The organism is Lampropedia cohaerens (assembly GCF_001005215.1).
Classification (GTDB): Bacteria; Pseudomonadota; Gammaproteobacteria; order Burkholderiales; family Burkholderiaceae_C; genus Lampropedia; species Lampropedia cohaerens.
Window position 1 is genome coordinate 14,843 of record NZ_LBNQ01000021.1, and the last position, 13,649, is coordinate 28,491.

The 13,649-nt window shown below is 67.2% G+C and carries 10 protein-coding genes; 7 read left to right on the forward strand and 3 right to left on the reverse strand.

What is annotated here, in order from left to right:
• Positions 1-13: 13 nt before the first annotated feature.
• From AAV94_RS06090 to AAV94_RS06110, 5 genes are all read left to right on the forward strand, one after another.
• On the forward strand, positions 14-1,747 hold the full coding sequence (locus tag AAV94_RS06090; protein ID WP_084824777.1) for a PHA/PHB synthase family protein: 1,734 nt from the start codon (positions 14-16) through the stop codon (positions 1,745-1,747).
• A gap of 348 nt (positions 1,748-2,095) precedes the next feature.
• Positions 2,096-2,758 (forward strand): ZrgA family zinc uptake protein, encoded by a 663-nt coding sequence (locus AAV94_RS06095; protein ID WP_084824778.1) that lies wholly within the window; start codon positions 2,096-2,098, stop codon positions 2,756-2,758.
• A gap of 129 nt (positions 2,759-2,887) precedes the next feature.
• Positions 2,888-3,598 (forward strand): ABC transporter ATP-binding protein, encoded by a 711-nt coding sequence (locus tag AAV94_RS06100; RefSeq protein WP_046741455.1) that lies wholly within the window; start codon positions 2,888-2,890, stop codon positions 3,596-3,598.
• A 3-nt stretch (positions 3,599-3,601) separates the two neighbouring features.
• Positions 3,602-4,867, forward strand: a complete 1,266-nt coding sequence (locus tag AAV94_RS06105; RefSeq protein ID WP_046741456.1) for an ABC transporter permease — start codon at positions 3,602-3,604, stop codon at positions 4,865-4,867.
• A gap of 36 nt (positions 4,868-4,903) precedes the next feature.
• Positions 4,904-5,455 (forward strand): DUF3299 domain-containing protein, encoded by a 552-nt coding sequence (locus AAV94_RS06110; protein WP_046741457.1) that lies wholly within the window; start codon positions 4,904-4,906, stop codon positions 5,453-5,455.
• Here AAV94_RS06110 and AAV94_RS06115 read toward each other — a convergent pair.
• The 3 genes from AAV94_RS06115 to AAV94_RS06125 are packed head-to-tail and all read right to left on the reverse strand — an operon-like array spanning position 5,426 to position 10,332.
• Complete coding sequence (locus AAV94_RS06115; protein ID WP_084824779.1) at positions 5,426-6,799, reverse strand: XdhC family protein; 1,374 nt, start codon at positions 6,797-6,799, stop codon at positions 5,426-5,428. The genes AAV94_RS06110 and AAV94_RS06115 overlap by 30 nt on opposite strands.
• A 15-nt stretch (positions 6,800-6,814) precedes the next feature.
• Positions 6,815-9,814: a c-type cytochrome gene (locus AAV94_RS06120; RefSeq protein WP_046741458.1), complete on the reverse strand. Its 3,000-nt coding sequence runs from the start codon at positions 9,812-9,814 to the stop codon at positions 6,815-6,817.
• Positions 9,814-10,332: a (2Fe-2S)-binding protein gene (locus AAV94_RS06125; protein ID WP_046741459.1), complete on the reverse strand. Its 519-nt coding sequence runs from the start codon at positions 10,330-10,332 to the stop codon at positions 9,814-9,816. Before AAV94_RS06125 ends, AAV94_RS06120 begins: the two co-directional genes overlap by 1 nt.
• Positions 10,333-10,723: 391 nt before the next feature.
• On the opposite strand from AAV94_RS06125, the gene AAV94_RS06130 reads away from it, so the two are divergent.
• Positions 10,724-13,018, forward strand: a complete 2,295-nt coding sequence (locus AAV94_RS06130) for a xanthine dehydrogenase family protein molybdopterin-binding subunit (protein WP_156454359.1) — start codon at positions 10,724-10,726, stop codon at positions 13,016-13,018.
• A 72-nt stretch (positions 13,019-13,090) separates the two neighbouring features.
• On the forward strand, positions 13,091-13,543 hold the full coding sequence (locus tag AAV94_RS06135; RefSeq protein WP_046741460.1) for a MarR family winged helix-turn-helix transcriptional regulator: 453 nt from the start codon (positions 13,091-13,093) through the stop codon (positions 13,541-13,543).
• The last annotated feature ends 106 nt before the right edge of the window (positions 13,544-13,649 follow it).

Here is a 13,649-nt window from a genome sequence, read left to right on the forward strand (position 1 = left end):
TTCAGGATTCCCCATGGCCGCAGATTCCCCCGAGCTGCAGACGCTGGACATGCTCGCGCGCGCGCAGCTCGCCAGCCTCACCGCATCCATCTCTCCGCAATCGCTGCTGCTCGCATGGATCGACTGGTGCTCGCATCTGGCCATCTCTCCCGGCAAACAGGCCGAATTGGTATTGCGGGCACTGGAGCAGGCAACCGCGCTGGCAAGGTACCAGTTCGACAGCATTGCGCATGCAGAGACTGACAGCGGCAGGTCGCCTCCTGTGCCACCAGCGCAGGACCGGCGCTTTGCTGCCGAACCCTGGCAGCAGTGGCCATTCAACGTCCTGCACCAGTCCTTTCTGCTGCAACAGCGCTGGTGGGAGCTGGCAACACAGGGCATCCTGGGCGTCGAGCGGCGCCACGAAGCCATCGTCACTTTCGCGGCGCGGCAATGGCTGGATCTGTGCTCCCCGGGCAATCAGCTGCTGACCAACCCCGTGGTGCTGCAGCGCACGCTGCAGGAAAACGGCGCCAACCTGCTGCGCGGTCTGCATTACCTGATCGACGATGTCACGCGCACGCTTACCGGCCAGCCTCCGGCCGGCGTGGAAAACTTCGTGGTCGGCCGGGACGTGGCCGTCACGCCCGGCAAGGTGGTGCTGCGCAATCGCCTGATCGAACTGATTCAGTACGCGCCCACAACCGACACGGTGCACCCCGAACCCGTTGTGATCGTGCCGGCCTGGATCATGAAGTACTACATTCTGGATCTGTCGCCGCACAACTCGCTGGTCAAGTACCTCGTCGATCAGGGCTACACGGTGTTCTGCGTGTCCTGGAAAAATCCCGACGCCGACGACCGCGACCTCGGCATGGACGACTATCTGGAACTGGGCGTAGCCGCCGCGCTGGAGGCCATAGGCGCCATCGTTGGCGCGGCCAAGGTGCACGCTACCGGCTACTGTCTGGGCGGGACACTGCTGGCCATTGCTGCGGCTGCCATGGCCCGTGACGGCGATGCGCGCCTGGCATCGCTGAGCCTGTTCACCGCGCAGACCGACTTCAGCGAACCGGGTGAGCTGGCACTGTTCATCAATGAAAGCCAGGTCGCCTTGCTGGAGGCACAGATGCAGCGCAATGGCTACCTGCGCGCCGACCAGATGGCCGGCGCGTTCCAGATGCTGCGCTCCTACGACCTGCTGTGGTCGAGAATGGTCAACGAGTACCTGCTGGGCGAGCGCAGGCCCATCAACGACCTGATGGCGTGGAATGCCGATGCCACCCGCATGCCGGCCCGGATGCACGCGCAATACCTGCGCCGGCTCTACCTCGGCAACGACCTCAGTGCTGGCCGCTACCCCGTCGCCGGTCGGCCGGTCTCGCTGGGCGACATCGCGCTGTCGATATTCTGCGTGTGCACCGTCTCCGACCACGTTGCCCCCTGGCGCTCCGTCTACAAGCTCCATCGCTTCACGCCTGCGGAAATCACCTTCGTGCTCACCAGCGGCGGCCACAATGCCGGCATCGTCAGCCCGCCGGGCCACCCTCGGCGCCAGTACCAGCTGCGCGTGCGCCCCGCGCACGGCGGCACCCTGCCGCCAGACGAATGGCTGGCAGCCGCGCCGTCGCAAGGCGGCTCGTGGTGGCCCGCCTGGCTCGACTGGCTGCGCCAGCGCTCAGGCGCTCCCGCAGCGCCACCTCGCACGGGCGCCGAGAACTTTCCCGCCATCGTCGATGCGCCGGGACACTACGTGCGGCTGCGGTAAAACGGCGCCGGGCTGGCCCCCACACGCCGGGATGGCTTGGCCCCACTGCAGCCCACCTTCAGTGGCCTGGCGCCTCAGGCATTGCTCAGTCATTGCAAGCGACACAGGCACCACGGCCATCTCTGCACAGCGACCTGCCGCAAGCGGAGATGGCTCCAGTGACTAAACAGCAGTGACCACCAAAGCGCCTATCAGCCCACCATTGCCATGGCGTGACAGCGTGCGAGAGACCCCTCGAAACTCCCAACAACTAATGAAATCGCTTTATCATTTATGATCGAAAGGCACCGCCCTGTCAGGGGCGGCATCCGTTCTCATGCATCCGCTTTTCATTGAGTGACTATCGCCATGTCCCCATCTTGCTTTCTCTCTCGCCTGCTTGCCACCCGTTCTCGCCACGGGGCGCACAGCGTCGCTCTCGCGCTGTCGGCCCTGCTGGCCGCTCCCGTCTTCGCTCACGCCGACGGTCACGATCATGATGACCATGGACACAACGAGGCCGCCCATGTGCACGGGGTCGTCAGCGTGGACATTGCCGCGGACGGTCAGGACCTGCTGATCACACTGACTGCGCCGCAGGCCGACATCACAGGATTCGAACACGCCCCGCACGACGAAGCCGAACACAAGGCCGTTGCCGACGCCATCGCCACCCTGCAAGGCTCCGGCCTGTTCGTGCCCAGTGCGGCTGCCGCATGCCAGCAGACAGCGGTCGCGCTGGATGGACTGCATTCAGGCGATGCGCACAAAGACGATCACAGTCATGAAAATGACGCAAAGGCCGAGCATGATGGCGACGACCATGATGGTCACGACCATGAACATGGTGGCCATGCCGACGTGGTGGCCAACTACCAGTTCCGTTGCACGCAGCCGCAAGCCCTGGAATCCATCGACGTGCTGCTGACCAAGGCATTTCCGACCATCCACACCATCAACATACAACTGGCGCTGCCGACCGGTCAGGCAAGCCGCACGCTCAAGACGGGGGAGACGACGCTGACTTGGTAAGCCCCCGTCTTAGAACCTGTTCAGGTTCTCAGCCGTTATCCTCTGCAGTCTGGCCTCGCACCTGCGAGGCCGCTGCGCTTGTAGTGGATCCGACTTCCCGGCCCACCGTACCCATTTCCTTTCGTTGCCATGATTCTCCAAGTGCGTGACGTCGTATTCCGCTGGCCAGGACAGGCCAGCCCTTGCCTGCTGATCGATGCATTCTCGGTTGCGGCTGGCGAGAGCGTGTTTCTGCACGGCCCGAGCGGCAGCGGCAAGAGCACCCTGCTGTCGCTGCTGGCTGGCGTGTTTCTGCCGCAGCAGGGCGAAGTCCTTCTGGCCGGCAAGCGCTGGTCCGCCATGGGCAGCGCCGCACGCGACCGGCACCGTGCCGACCAGCTTGGCTATATCTTCCAGCAGTTCAATCTGCTGCCCTATCTCAGCGTGCTCGACAACGTGCTGCTGCCGTGCCGGTTCTCCACGCGGCGCGCCCAGGCCGCCCGGCAGGCGCACGGCACTCTCGTGGCCAGCGCCCGCCACTGGCTGGCGGCCATGGGCCTGCCCGAAGCCAGCTGGCAGCGCCCGGCACGCGCCCTCTCGGTCGGCCAGCAGCAGCGCGTGGCCGCAGCGCGAGCGCTGATCGGCGCGCCGCCGGTCGTCATCGCCGACGAGCCGACTTCGGCACTGGACGAAGATCGCCGCGATCGCTTCATGGATCTGCTGTTTCAGGCCTGCGGGCAGGCCGGCAGCACGCTGGTGTTCGTCAGCCACGACCAGCGGCTGGCCGCGCGCTTTGCGCGCCAGGTCAGCCTGCCGGCCATCAACCGCGCAGCCCAGCCGCAGGAAGTCACGGAGGCCTGACCAATGCGCGCCCTGCTTCGCCTGGCCTGGCAAAGTGCCATGAACCGCCGCTTCACGCTGGGGCTGACGGTGTTTTCGATCGCGCTGTCGACCTTCATGCTGCTGGGGGTCGAGCGCCTGCGCGCCGACGTGCGCGAGAGCTTCACCTCGGCGGTCTCCGGCACCGACCTCGTCGTCGGCGCCCGCACCGGCTCGGTGCAGTTGCTGCTGTATTCCGTGTTCCGCGTGGGCGCAGCGACCAACAACATCCGCTGGCACAGCGTGCAGGACATTGCTGGCATGCGCGGCGTGGCCTGGACGATTCCGCTATCTTTGGGCGATTCCCACCGCGGCTATCCGGTGCTGGGCACCTCCAGCGCGTATTTCCAACACTTTCGCTATGGCAGTGCGCAGCCGCTGCGCCTGCGTGAAGGCAAGCCGTTCGAGGACTTGTTCGACGCCGTGCTTGGCGCCGATGTGGCGCGGCAGCTGGGCTACAAGCTGGGCGACCGCATCACCCTCACGCACGGCGCGGGCGGACCCATCAACGCCACCGAGCACGACGACAAGCCGTTTGTCGTCAGCGGCATCCTCGCGCCCACCGGCACGCCGGTAGACCGCACGGTGCACATCAGCCTGGAGGCGATGGAGGCGCTGCACGTCGACTGGAAGGCCGGCATGCGCATTCCCGGCCAGAATGTCGATGCCCAGGCGGTGCGCGAGATGGACCTGCGCCCGCGCAACGTCACCGCCTTGCTGGTGGGCCTGCAGTCGCGCGCGCAGGTGTTTTCCGTGCAGCGCCAGATCAATAACTACCGCGGCGAGCCGCTGATGGCCGTGCTGCCCGGTGTGGCCATGGATGAGCTGTGGCGCGTCATCGGCACCGGCGAGAAATCACTGCTGCTGATGTCCGGCTTGGTGGCCTTCGTCAGCCTGCTGGGCATGGTCGCCGTGGTACTGGCCGGACTCAACGAGCGCCGCCGCGAGCTGGCCGTGTTGCGCGCAGTCGGCGCCAGGCCCTGGCATGTCGTTGGCCTGCTGGCACTCGAAGGCGCGCTGACGACCGTACTTGGCGTCATCATCGGCGTCATCGCGCTGGTGGCCAGCGCGCTGCTTGCCGGCCCGTGGCTGTTGAACCAATTTGGGCTGGTGCTGTCCATAGGCAACATCACGACCATGCAGTGGTGGATACTGGCGGGCCTGCTGGCTACCGGGTTCATCGCCAGCCTTCTGCCGGGCTGGCGCGCCTACCGGCTCTCGCTGGTCGATGGCCTCTCGCCGCCTGTCTGACCCTCTCCCATTCCTGCCCTTGTTACCTGAGAAGCCATGAAACGACGTACAACCCTTCGCCTGGCAACGTGCTGCATCGCTGCAACCTTGGCCCTGCAGACAGGCGGCGTACTGGCCGCAGCCAACGCTCCCGCTGCCATCAGCTGGGACGAGCTGGTGCCCGCCGACTGGGACCCCAGCGCGGAATTCACCGACCTGTTCGAAGCTGGCGCCGACGCGTGGGAGGACACCGATCCGCGCGCGCAGCAGCTCTACGACCGCATGCGCCAGGTCTGGGATGCCGCACCTACCGTGCCCGACATGAACGGCAAGACCGTGCGCCTGCCCGGCTATGTGGTGGCGCTGGAAGAAGGCCGCGACGGGCTGACCGAGCTGCTGCTGGTGCCCAACTTCGGCGCCTGCATCCATACGCCCCCGCCGCCTGCCAACCAGATCATCCACATCAAGCTGGATGCCCCCGTCAAGGGCATCCATTCGCTCGACGCCGTCTGGGCCAGCGGCGAGATGGTTGTCACCCGCAATGATTCGGAAATGGGCGTGAGCGGCTACAGTCTCAAGTCAGCGCAGATCGAGCCCTACGAGCCCTGACGGCGCAGCGTCCAGCGTTGCTCCTGACGCTGGTGTCTTCGCGAGCGCTCGTGGCCGCATGGCCTTGGCCAGGAAGATATGGTGCACGCCAGCGGCGTTCGCGTAATACTCGGTCACGGTATGGCCGGTCTGGGCCGCGAACGCATGAAAATCCTGCGCCGCGCGATCGTCAGTGGCGAGTACCAGTAGTCGCTCGCCCGCACGTAGGTCGTTGAGGGCGCGCTTGGCACGCAGGATGGGAACCGGACAGGCTGTGCCTCGCGCATCGATCACCGTATAGGTGCCGTCGATCGCACTTTCTCTCGCTGGTTGCGATGGGGCCTGTGCGGCCAAGACCGCCGGCAACTGGACCTGCTGCGGCCGTTCTGGTTGAGGCGGGCGGTCGAGCCGACTGCGCACGGCAAGCACTTCCGCAACGATGGCCACGGCGATCTCCGCTGGCGTCTTGCTGCCGATTGGCAGACCGATCGGGCTGTGCAAGTGTTCCAGCATGCGGGGGGCCACCCCCAACTGCTCAATCATGCGCTGGCGCCGACGCGCTGCATTGCGCCTGGAACCGATGGCTCCCACGTAGAAGGCATCACTGCGCAGTGCCTCCAGCAGCGCCAGGTCATCCAGTTTCGGATCGTGCGCCAACGCGACCACCGCCGTGCGCCCATCCGGTCGGAACTGCAGCACCGCATCGTCGGGCATGGCAGTGGTGCAGGCCACCCCGGTAGCCGCCATCGTGTGCAACCTGCCCGGACGGGGATCGCAGGCGGTGATGTGGAACCCATTGATCTGCGCCATTGCGGCAACGTAGGCGGCAATGTCTCCCGCCCCGATCAGCAGCATGCGCCAGGCCGGCCCCAGCGGCATGCGCAGCTGCTCGCCATCAAAATGCAGCGCCCCGGGCCGCGGCACCTGCCGCACCTGCACATCCGCGCCGGACAGCGGCACCAATCGCTCGATCAGGTGCCCTTGCTGCAGATGCCCGACAACCTGGGCGAGCAGGCGTGGCTCCGGATCCGGTTCGAGCAGCAATTGCAACGTACCGCCGCAGGGCAGGCCGATGTGGTGGGCCTGCGCGGCATCCAAGCCATAGGTCAGCAGGCGCGGCGCGGGCAGCTGACCCCACGCACAGCTTCCGTTTGTAAACAGCTGTGCGCGCAGCAAGTCCTCCTCCACGCACCCCCCGGAGACCGACCCTACCACCACACCGTCTTCGTCAAAGGCCAGCAATGCACCGGGCGGCCTCGGTGAGGATCCCCAGGTATGCACCACCGTCACCAGCGCGGCGTGCCTGCCGGCACTGCGCCATTGCAGCAGCTGGCGAAAAACGGTCAGTTCACTGGTTTCTGCCATGGTGGTTCGTGCAGGTCATGGGGCCGCGCCCAAGGCATTGCGCGTGGGCGCCGCACCATGGCTGTCAGGCTGCTGGCGGATACGACTGATGGACTGCAATGCCGCATCGCTCCATGGCGGCTGGTCAGCGGCATATTCGGCCCGCAGATAGCGCACCAGATGCTCGACCTGTTGCTCGCTCAGGTGTTCCTTGAAACCGGGCATGTAGCCCAGCGCTGGATCAGCGGGATTCTGGATACCGTGCAGGATCACCTGAATCAGGTTGTCGGGGGTGCCCGCGTGGATGTTGGTGTTGGTCTGCATCAACGGCCTGGCTCCGAAAAGCGTTGGCCCGCCATCTGCCGCATGACAGGCCGCACAGGCGTTCTGGAACACCCGCTCCCCCTCGACATACCACGCCAGCTCGCGCAATGCCACACGCTCCTGCACCTGGACAGGCGCACTGGCGACCGCCTCCTGCGGCACGCCGGGCGCTGCCACGTTCGGCACGGCAGCGTTGCTGCCCGGCAGATCCATCAGGTAGGTCACGATGGCGCTGACATCGCTCTCGGCCAGTTCGGCAAGCCCGTGGATGACGGGCGCCATCGGACCTGCGGCCACCCCGTGGCGCGCCGAGTAGCCCGTGCGCAGGTACTGGTAGAGCTCCTCGGCAGTCCATGGCACCGGCGCCTCGGCCAGGCGATTGAGCGCCGGCGCGTCCCAGCCTTCTGCCTCGCCGCCAGCCAGGTAATGGGCGAACCCTGACTTCTCCGCCCCCAGGGCGTTGCGCGGCGAGTGGCAGGCGGCGCAGTGGCCCGCACCTTCCACCAAATAGGCGCCGCGATTCCAAGCCAGGCTCTTGTCCGGCACGGGCTGATAAACCTTGTCGTCATGGAACAACCAGTTCCAGCCCGCCAGGGTAAAGCGCAGGTTGAAAGGAAACGGCAGCCGGGTCTGCGGCGGCTGGTAGCGCACCGGCTCCTGCGACATCAGGTAGCCGTACAGCGCCTGGATGTCGGCATCGGTCATCTTGGCAAAGGCGGTGTACGGAAAGGCCGGGTACAGCTGCCGGCCATCCTGGTGCACGCCCTGGCGCATGGCACGCTCGAAAGCCGTGTAGGACCAGCGGCCAATGCCGGTTTCCTTGTCGGGAGTGATGTTGGTGCTGTAGATCACGCCAAACGGCGTCTCCAGCGCCAATCCGCCCGCATTGGACGGACCGCCGGGAGCCGTATGGCAGACGATGCAGTCGCCCGCGGCGGCCACCAGCCGCCCCCGCTCGATGGCCTCGGCAGAAAACACGGAGAGGTCAACCGCGTCGACCGGTGCGATGGGCGGTTTCGCCGGCCACAGCACGGCGGCGGCGCTGGCCACGGCGGCGCAGCTTCCCGCCAGCCAGGCAAGGCCGCGCTTGCGCACCGACGTTTTGGCCGCTGGCGCTCTTTCTGCGAGGCCCAGCGCATCGCGCAGTTCCCGCGGATCAAACGGCGCAGTGCGCAGCCGCACGCCACAGGCGTCGTAGATGGCGTTGCCAATGGCTGCCGCAGCTGGCCAGGCCAGTACAGGGCTGGTGGCCAGCGGTGCCGCTGGCGCGTCCCCATGCGCCGGCACTCCCGCATCAGACATGGCTTCCAGCGCACGCGGCGCTGCATCTGACACGGCGGGCAGCGGGCCAGCGGCAGGCCAGTCGTCGAACTGCCTGGGTGGCGGCACCATCGCCTGGGCCAGGGCCAGATGCTGCGCCTCGTCCGTGGCAATCGCAGGGACAGGCTGCGCCAGCTGTCCTGCGTCATGTCCAACCACCACCCGCGCCACATCCACCTGGCCGGAGACCGGATCGACGTGCACATCCACCACCCACGCTGCCCATTCCTCGCGCCCGCCCGGGTGCTGCAGCCCCGCCGCGGCAAAGCCCCGGCCATGCAGCAATCCATCTGCAAGCGGCGACATCACGGGCGACAACGCGGTGTCGTCCTGATGCGGTTGCAGCCAGCCGCTGCGCCGCGCCGTCTGCTCCATCAGCACACGGCCCGGCCCATCGGGTGTCAGGGCCAGACGCCAGGTCAGGGGATCCTGACCCTGGGCGCACGCCTGTGCATGCGCACGGCTTTCCTGCGCGAAGACCAGCGCCGCATTGAGCACATCTGCGCTCGCATGGCTCAATGGCGCGCCCCCGCCCCGGTACTGAGGGCCTCCATAAAGCAGCTGCACCGCCGTGTGCGCAACGGCGAACGCGCGCTCTGGCTCGGCGCACAGGCGCGCCAGGCTCGGCCTGACTGCCCAGACCGTGCCGGCCTGCCAGCCGCTCCCCCAACCCTGACCGGGCGGCGGACCATCTTCTGCCAGTGCCGTCGCCGCTGCGGCGGCGTCTACCGGGGCCGGCGATTCGTCGGCATGCGCGAGCACCAGCGGTGCGCCGCGGCCCGATGGCGCAATGGGCATGCACACCGGCCGATGGACGGCGGCAGAGAGCAAGGCGGCATCGGCCACCGTATCGACAAGCGCCAAGCCATCTGGTGCGACCTGCGGGCTGACGCCCCCTGGCAGGCACTGCACACGGATGCGCGCGTGCGGCACGTGCAGCAATGCCGCGAGTTCGTCGATCACCATCGAAGTGGCGCCTGCCCCCTGCGGCAGCCAGACCACGACATCCGCTGCGGTACACCACACCACCACCTCGCCAGCGCCCTGTGCGCGCTCGGGGGATGACCAACAATACGACGCCTCGCCCGGCGCAAGCGCTGCCGTGCGCTGCGCGCCGGACATCGGCTGCCATTGCAGCGTCAGTGCCTCGGCGGCCTGCCGCGCATGCACGGCAGACACTGCCACCACCCCGACAAAGTGCCGACGCTGCACGGTCGCCACTACGCCCGCGCCACCAGCCAGCGTCTCAGTGCGCACCGCACGCAGCGTTGCGCCAAGGTACCGATGGCCGTCCCACGCCATGGCAGGCGGACGCACCACCGCACCATGCAGAACGTCCTCCGGCAGTCCCGTGACCGCCTGCGACGCGGGCGGCAACAATTGCGACGGCATTACTGGGCCTCCCCGGCTGCCGCCGCGCGCCGCTGCCGATGCAGAGCCACAGCCCGCCGCGCCGCCTGCAGGATCTCAACATGGGTACCGCAGCGGCACAGGTTATGCCGCAACTCGCGGCGAATCTCCGCCTCCGTGGGATCGGGGTTGCGCCGCAGCAGCGCCTCGACCGTCATGATCATACCGTTGAGGCAGTAGCCGCACTGGGCCGCCTCGCAATCGATGAAGGCCTGTTGGGTCGGCCCGGGCGCCTGCGCAGTGCCCAGGCCCTCCAGCGTGGTGATGCGGCGGCCCTGCGCTGCAGCGGCCGGCAACACGCAGGACCTGGCAGCAACGCCATCGACCAGTACGGTGCAGGCACCACATTCGCCAAGGCCACACCCGTACTTCGGGCCGTTGAGACAGCAGTCGTTGCGCAGCGCCTGCAGCAGCGTCTGCCCGGGCGACTGCGGCAGGCGCCGGGACTGCCCATTGACCTGCAGCACCACGACGCCGGCATGCGCGTGCGAATTGTTCATTGCTTTCTTGTCCATTCAACCAGCGGCACCCGCGTGTTTTCTTGCGCGTGGCAACGCGGCGCGACGCAATGCCACTGCGCAAGCACAAACCGTTCCCGTTTTTCAATGCATACACTCCAAATCCCGCAGATGCGCCAGCATCCTCGGCACGCTTAATGCATACACCAGCGTGCACCGGAGAGCGTTCCCTGCTACCGTTGCCAGACCTTGTATTCCTCTGCAGCTATTCCGAACCCATCGGATGTTCCGCGCGGATGCCTGGCGCAGCGCAGCAGACACGCCTGCCATCGAATCCACATGCATACACGCAACTTTCACGCCCAGCGCCGCACATTTCGCACCGCTTTTGTGCCGCCCTTCCCCATTCGTGTGCGCACGGCCACGCATCGCCATGACGAACATCAACCCATCCGAGACTCCAGGCGCGCTGCGTGATGCCCTTCTGCACCGTGACGGTGCACTGCTGGTTGTGCGCAACCCCAGTGCGGTCGCGCAACCAGCGCCGGGTCAGCCGGGCTCCGCGTCGAATTACGTCCCGCATGAACCGGAGGTGTTCATTGCCGTGCTCGACGACGGCCGGGTTTATGCCTTCAATGGCCACGTGGATCTGGGCACCGGCATCCGCACCGCCCTGGCACAGGTTGTTGCAGAGGAGCTGGAAACAGACTTCGATAGGCTGACCATGGTGCTGGGCCACACCGACAGCACGCCCAACCAAGGCCCTACCATTGCCAGCGCGAGCATCCAGATTTCCGCCATGCCGCTGCGGCGCGCTGCCGCCCAGGCGCGCGAGCGGCTGATCGATCTCGCCGCCGCACGTTGGGGCTGTCCGCGCGATGCCCTCGTCGCGCAACAGGATTGCGTGCACGATCTGCAGGGCCACAGGCGCGTGCCTTATGCCGATCTGCTACACGGCCGCCGTGAGCGGCTGTATCTGGCACAGGACGTCAAACTCAAGCCCGCCAGCGCCTATCGCCTGGTCGGCCACCGGGCCGCCCGCGTGGACATTCCCGCCAAGGCCACCGGAGCACTGACCTTTGTGCATGACGTGCGTCTGCCAGGCATGCGCCACGGCCGCGTCATACGCCCGCCCTACCATGGACGCGACAGCGGCGCCTTCGTCGGCCACAGTCTGCTGGAAGTGGACGCCAGCTCGGTGGCCGACCTGCCCGGCAACATCCAGGTAGTCGTGCACGGTGACTTCATCGGCGTCGTCGCTGATCGCGAAGAGCAGGCCGAAGCCGCCATGCGCGCCCTGCGGGTGCGATGGCAACCGCCACCAGCCGCGCCGGATCTCAGCGACCTCAAGCAGGCCCTGCGCAGCAATCCTTCCACGCTGCGGCCACTGCGCAGCGATGGCAACGTCGCAGCCGCCATGGCGCAGGCCGCCACGGTGCTGCGCAACGACTATGTCTGGCCCTACCAGATGCATGGCTCCATCGGCCCATCCTGCGCCGTGGCCAGCTGGCAGGGCGATCGACTCACCGTCTGGGCCGGCACGCAGAATCCGCACATGCTGCGCACCGACCTTGACCGTCTGCTGCACATCGGCGAGCAGCACATCGAGATCGTGCGCTTGGAAGCTTCCGGCTGCTACGGGCGCAACTGCGCCGACGATGTCTGCGCGGACGCTGCGCTGCTCGCGCGCGCCGCTGGCGCCCCCGTGCGCGTGCAGCTCACGCGGGCGCAGGAGCACCTCTGGGACCCCAAGGGCACCGCCCAGCTGATGGAGGTCTGCGCTGCCATCGACCACCAGGGCAATCTGCTGGCCTACGACATGGCCATCCGCTACCCGTCGAACGACGCGCCACTGCTGGCACTGCTGCTGACGCGCCAGCTGCCAGCCGAGCCCCGGACCCTGGAGATGGGCGACCGCACCGCCATTCCACCCTATCGCTACCCGCACCTGCAGGCGGTATGCCACGATGGGCCGCCGATCGTGCGCGCGTCCTGGCTGCGCGGCGTGTCCGCCCTGCCGAACTCCTTTGCGCACGACTGCATGCTCGACGAGCTCTGCGAGGCCGCCGGTGCGGACCGCCTGGAATTCCGGCTGCGCCACCTCGACGACACCCGCGCCCGCGAGTTGCTGCAGGCCACCGCGCAACGCGCGCGCTGGTGCGCCCATGCCCACGGCAGCCGCGGCGCGCCCGAGCGCGATGGCATGCTGCGTGGCCGCGGCATTGCCTACGCGCGCTACGTCCACAGCAAGTTCCCGGGCTTTGGCGCCGCCTGGGGCGCCTGGGTGGTGGACCTGTGTGTCAACCCCGCAACGGGCCGCATCCGCGTGGAGCGAGTCACCTACGGGCAAGACACCGGCATGATCGTCAACCCGGACGGCGTGCGCCACCAGATCCACGGCAACATCATCCAGTCCCTCAGCCGCGTGCTGATGGAGCGCGTGGCCTTCGATGCGGCAGGCGCTGCCAGCAGGGAATGGGGCACCTACCCGATCATCGGGTTTGCCGACCTGCCGGACATCGACGTAGTGCTCATGGACCGTCAGGACGAGCCCCCCATGGGCTCGGGCGAGTCGGCCTCCGTGCCCTCTGCTGCCGCCGTGGCCAACGCCTTGTTCGATGCGACCGGACTGCGATTTCGCGCGCCGCCGTTCACGCCCGATGTCGTCCTGAAGGCGTTACACAGCGCATGCGCGCCGGCGCAGGCGACCGCAGCTGCCTCGCTCTAGAATCATTCCGTTACCGCGCGCACCATTTCCGGGGTGCGCCGGTCCTGTCGGTCTTGCCCTCACGCGCCCTCTATGACCAGCCACGCAACAGCACCCTATGACTTCAGCACCCAGGTCGGGCACCTGCTGCGGCGCGCCTACCAGCGCCACACCATGGTGTTTCAACAATACATCCCGGACTCGCAGCTGACTGCCGCCCAGTTCGTGGTGCTGTGCGCCCTGAAGGACCACGGCGGCAGTTCCATTGCCGACATCGTCAAGGCGACCGTGATCGACCAGGCCACCGTACGCGGCGTCATCGAGCGCCTGCGCGCCCGGGACCTGGTGGCCGTGGAGCATGACCCGACCGACCGGCGCAAGGTCGTGGTGCAGCTGACAGCCGAAGGCGCACAAATGGTGCAGCAGATGGTGCCGTTTGGGCACACCATCACCGAAAAGACGTTTGGCGACCTCAATCCCGCAGAGCGCGTGGCGCTGCTGTACCTGCTGACCAAGATGTGCGCCAGCAACGGCGAACACGCCTAGACACGTCCCTGCAAGGTGCGCCGACGCCAGCCGCTGCGGCACTGGCCGCACGCGCGATCGCCATCGTACCCCCGCATGCCAGATGCCTGGCCTCAGCCCATGGCCC

Excerpts from the sequence above, each read along its gene's own strand:
- AAV94_RS06130 (WP_156454359.1), top strand. The coding sequence starts at position 10,724 with ATGACGAACATCAACCCATCCGAGACTCCAGGCGCGCTGCGTGATGCC.
- AAV94_RS06105 (WP_046741456.1), top strand. The coding sequence starts at position 3,602 with ATGCGCGCCCTGCTTCGCCTGGCCTGGCAAAGTGCCATGAACCGCCGC.
- AAV94_RS06090 (WP_084824777.1), top strand. The coding sequence starts at position 14 with ATGGCCGCAGATTCCCCCGAGCTGCAGACGCTGGACATGCTCGCGCGC.
- AAV94_RS06100 (WP_046741455.1), top strand. The coding sequence starts at position 2,888 with ATGATTCTCCAAGTGCGTGACGTCGTATTCCGCTGGCCAGGACAGGCC.
- AAV94_RS06115 (WP_084824779.1), bottom strand. The coding sequence starts at position 6,799 with ATGGCAGAAACCAGTGAACTGACCGTTTTTCGCCAGCTGCTGCAATGG.
- AAV94_RS06120 (WP_046741458.1), bottom strand. The coding sequence starts at position 9,814 with ATGCCGTCGCAATTGTTGCCGCCCGCGTCGCAGGCGGTCACGGGACTG.
- AAV94_RS06125 (WP_046741459.1), bottom strand. The coding sequence starts at position 10,332 with ATGAACAATTCGCACGCGCATGCCGGCGTCGTGGTGCTGCAGGTCAAT.
- AAV94_RS06135 (WP_046741460.1), top strand. The coding sequence starts at position 13,091 with ATGACCAGCCACGCAACAGCACCCTATGACTTCAGCACCCAGGTCGGG.
- AAV94_RS06110 (WP_046741457.1), top strand. The coding sequence starts at position 4,904 with ATGAAACGACGTACAACCCTTCGCCTGGCAACGTGCTGCATCGCTGCA.
- AAV94_RS06095 (WP_084824778.1), top strand. The coding sequence starts at position 2,096 with ATGTCCCCATCTTGCTTTCTCTCTCGCCTGCTTGCCACCCGTTCTCGC.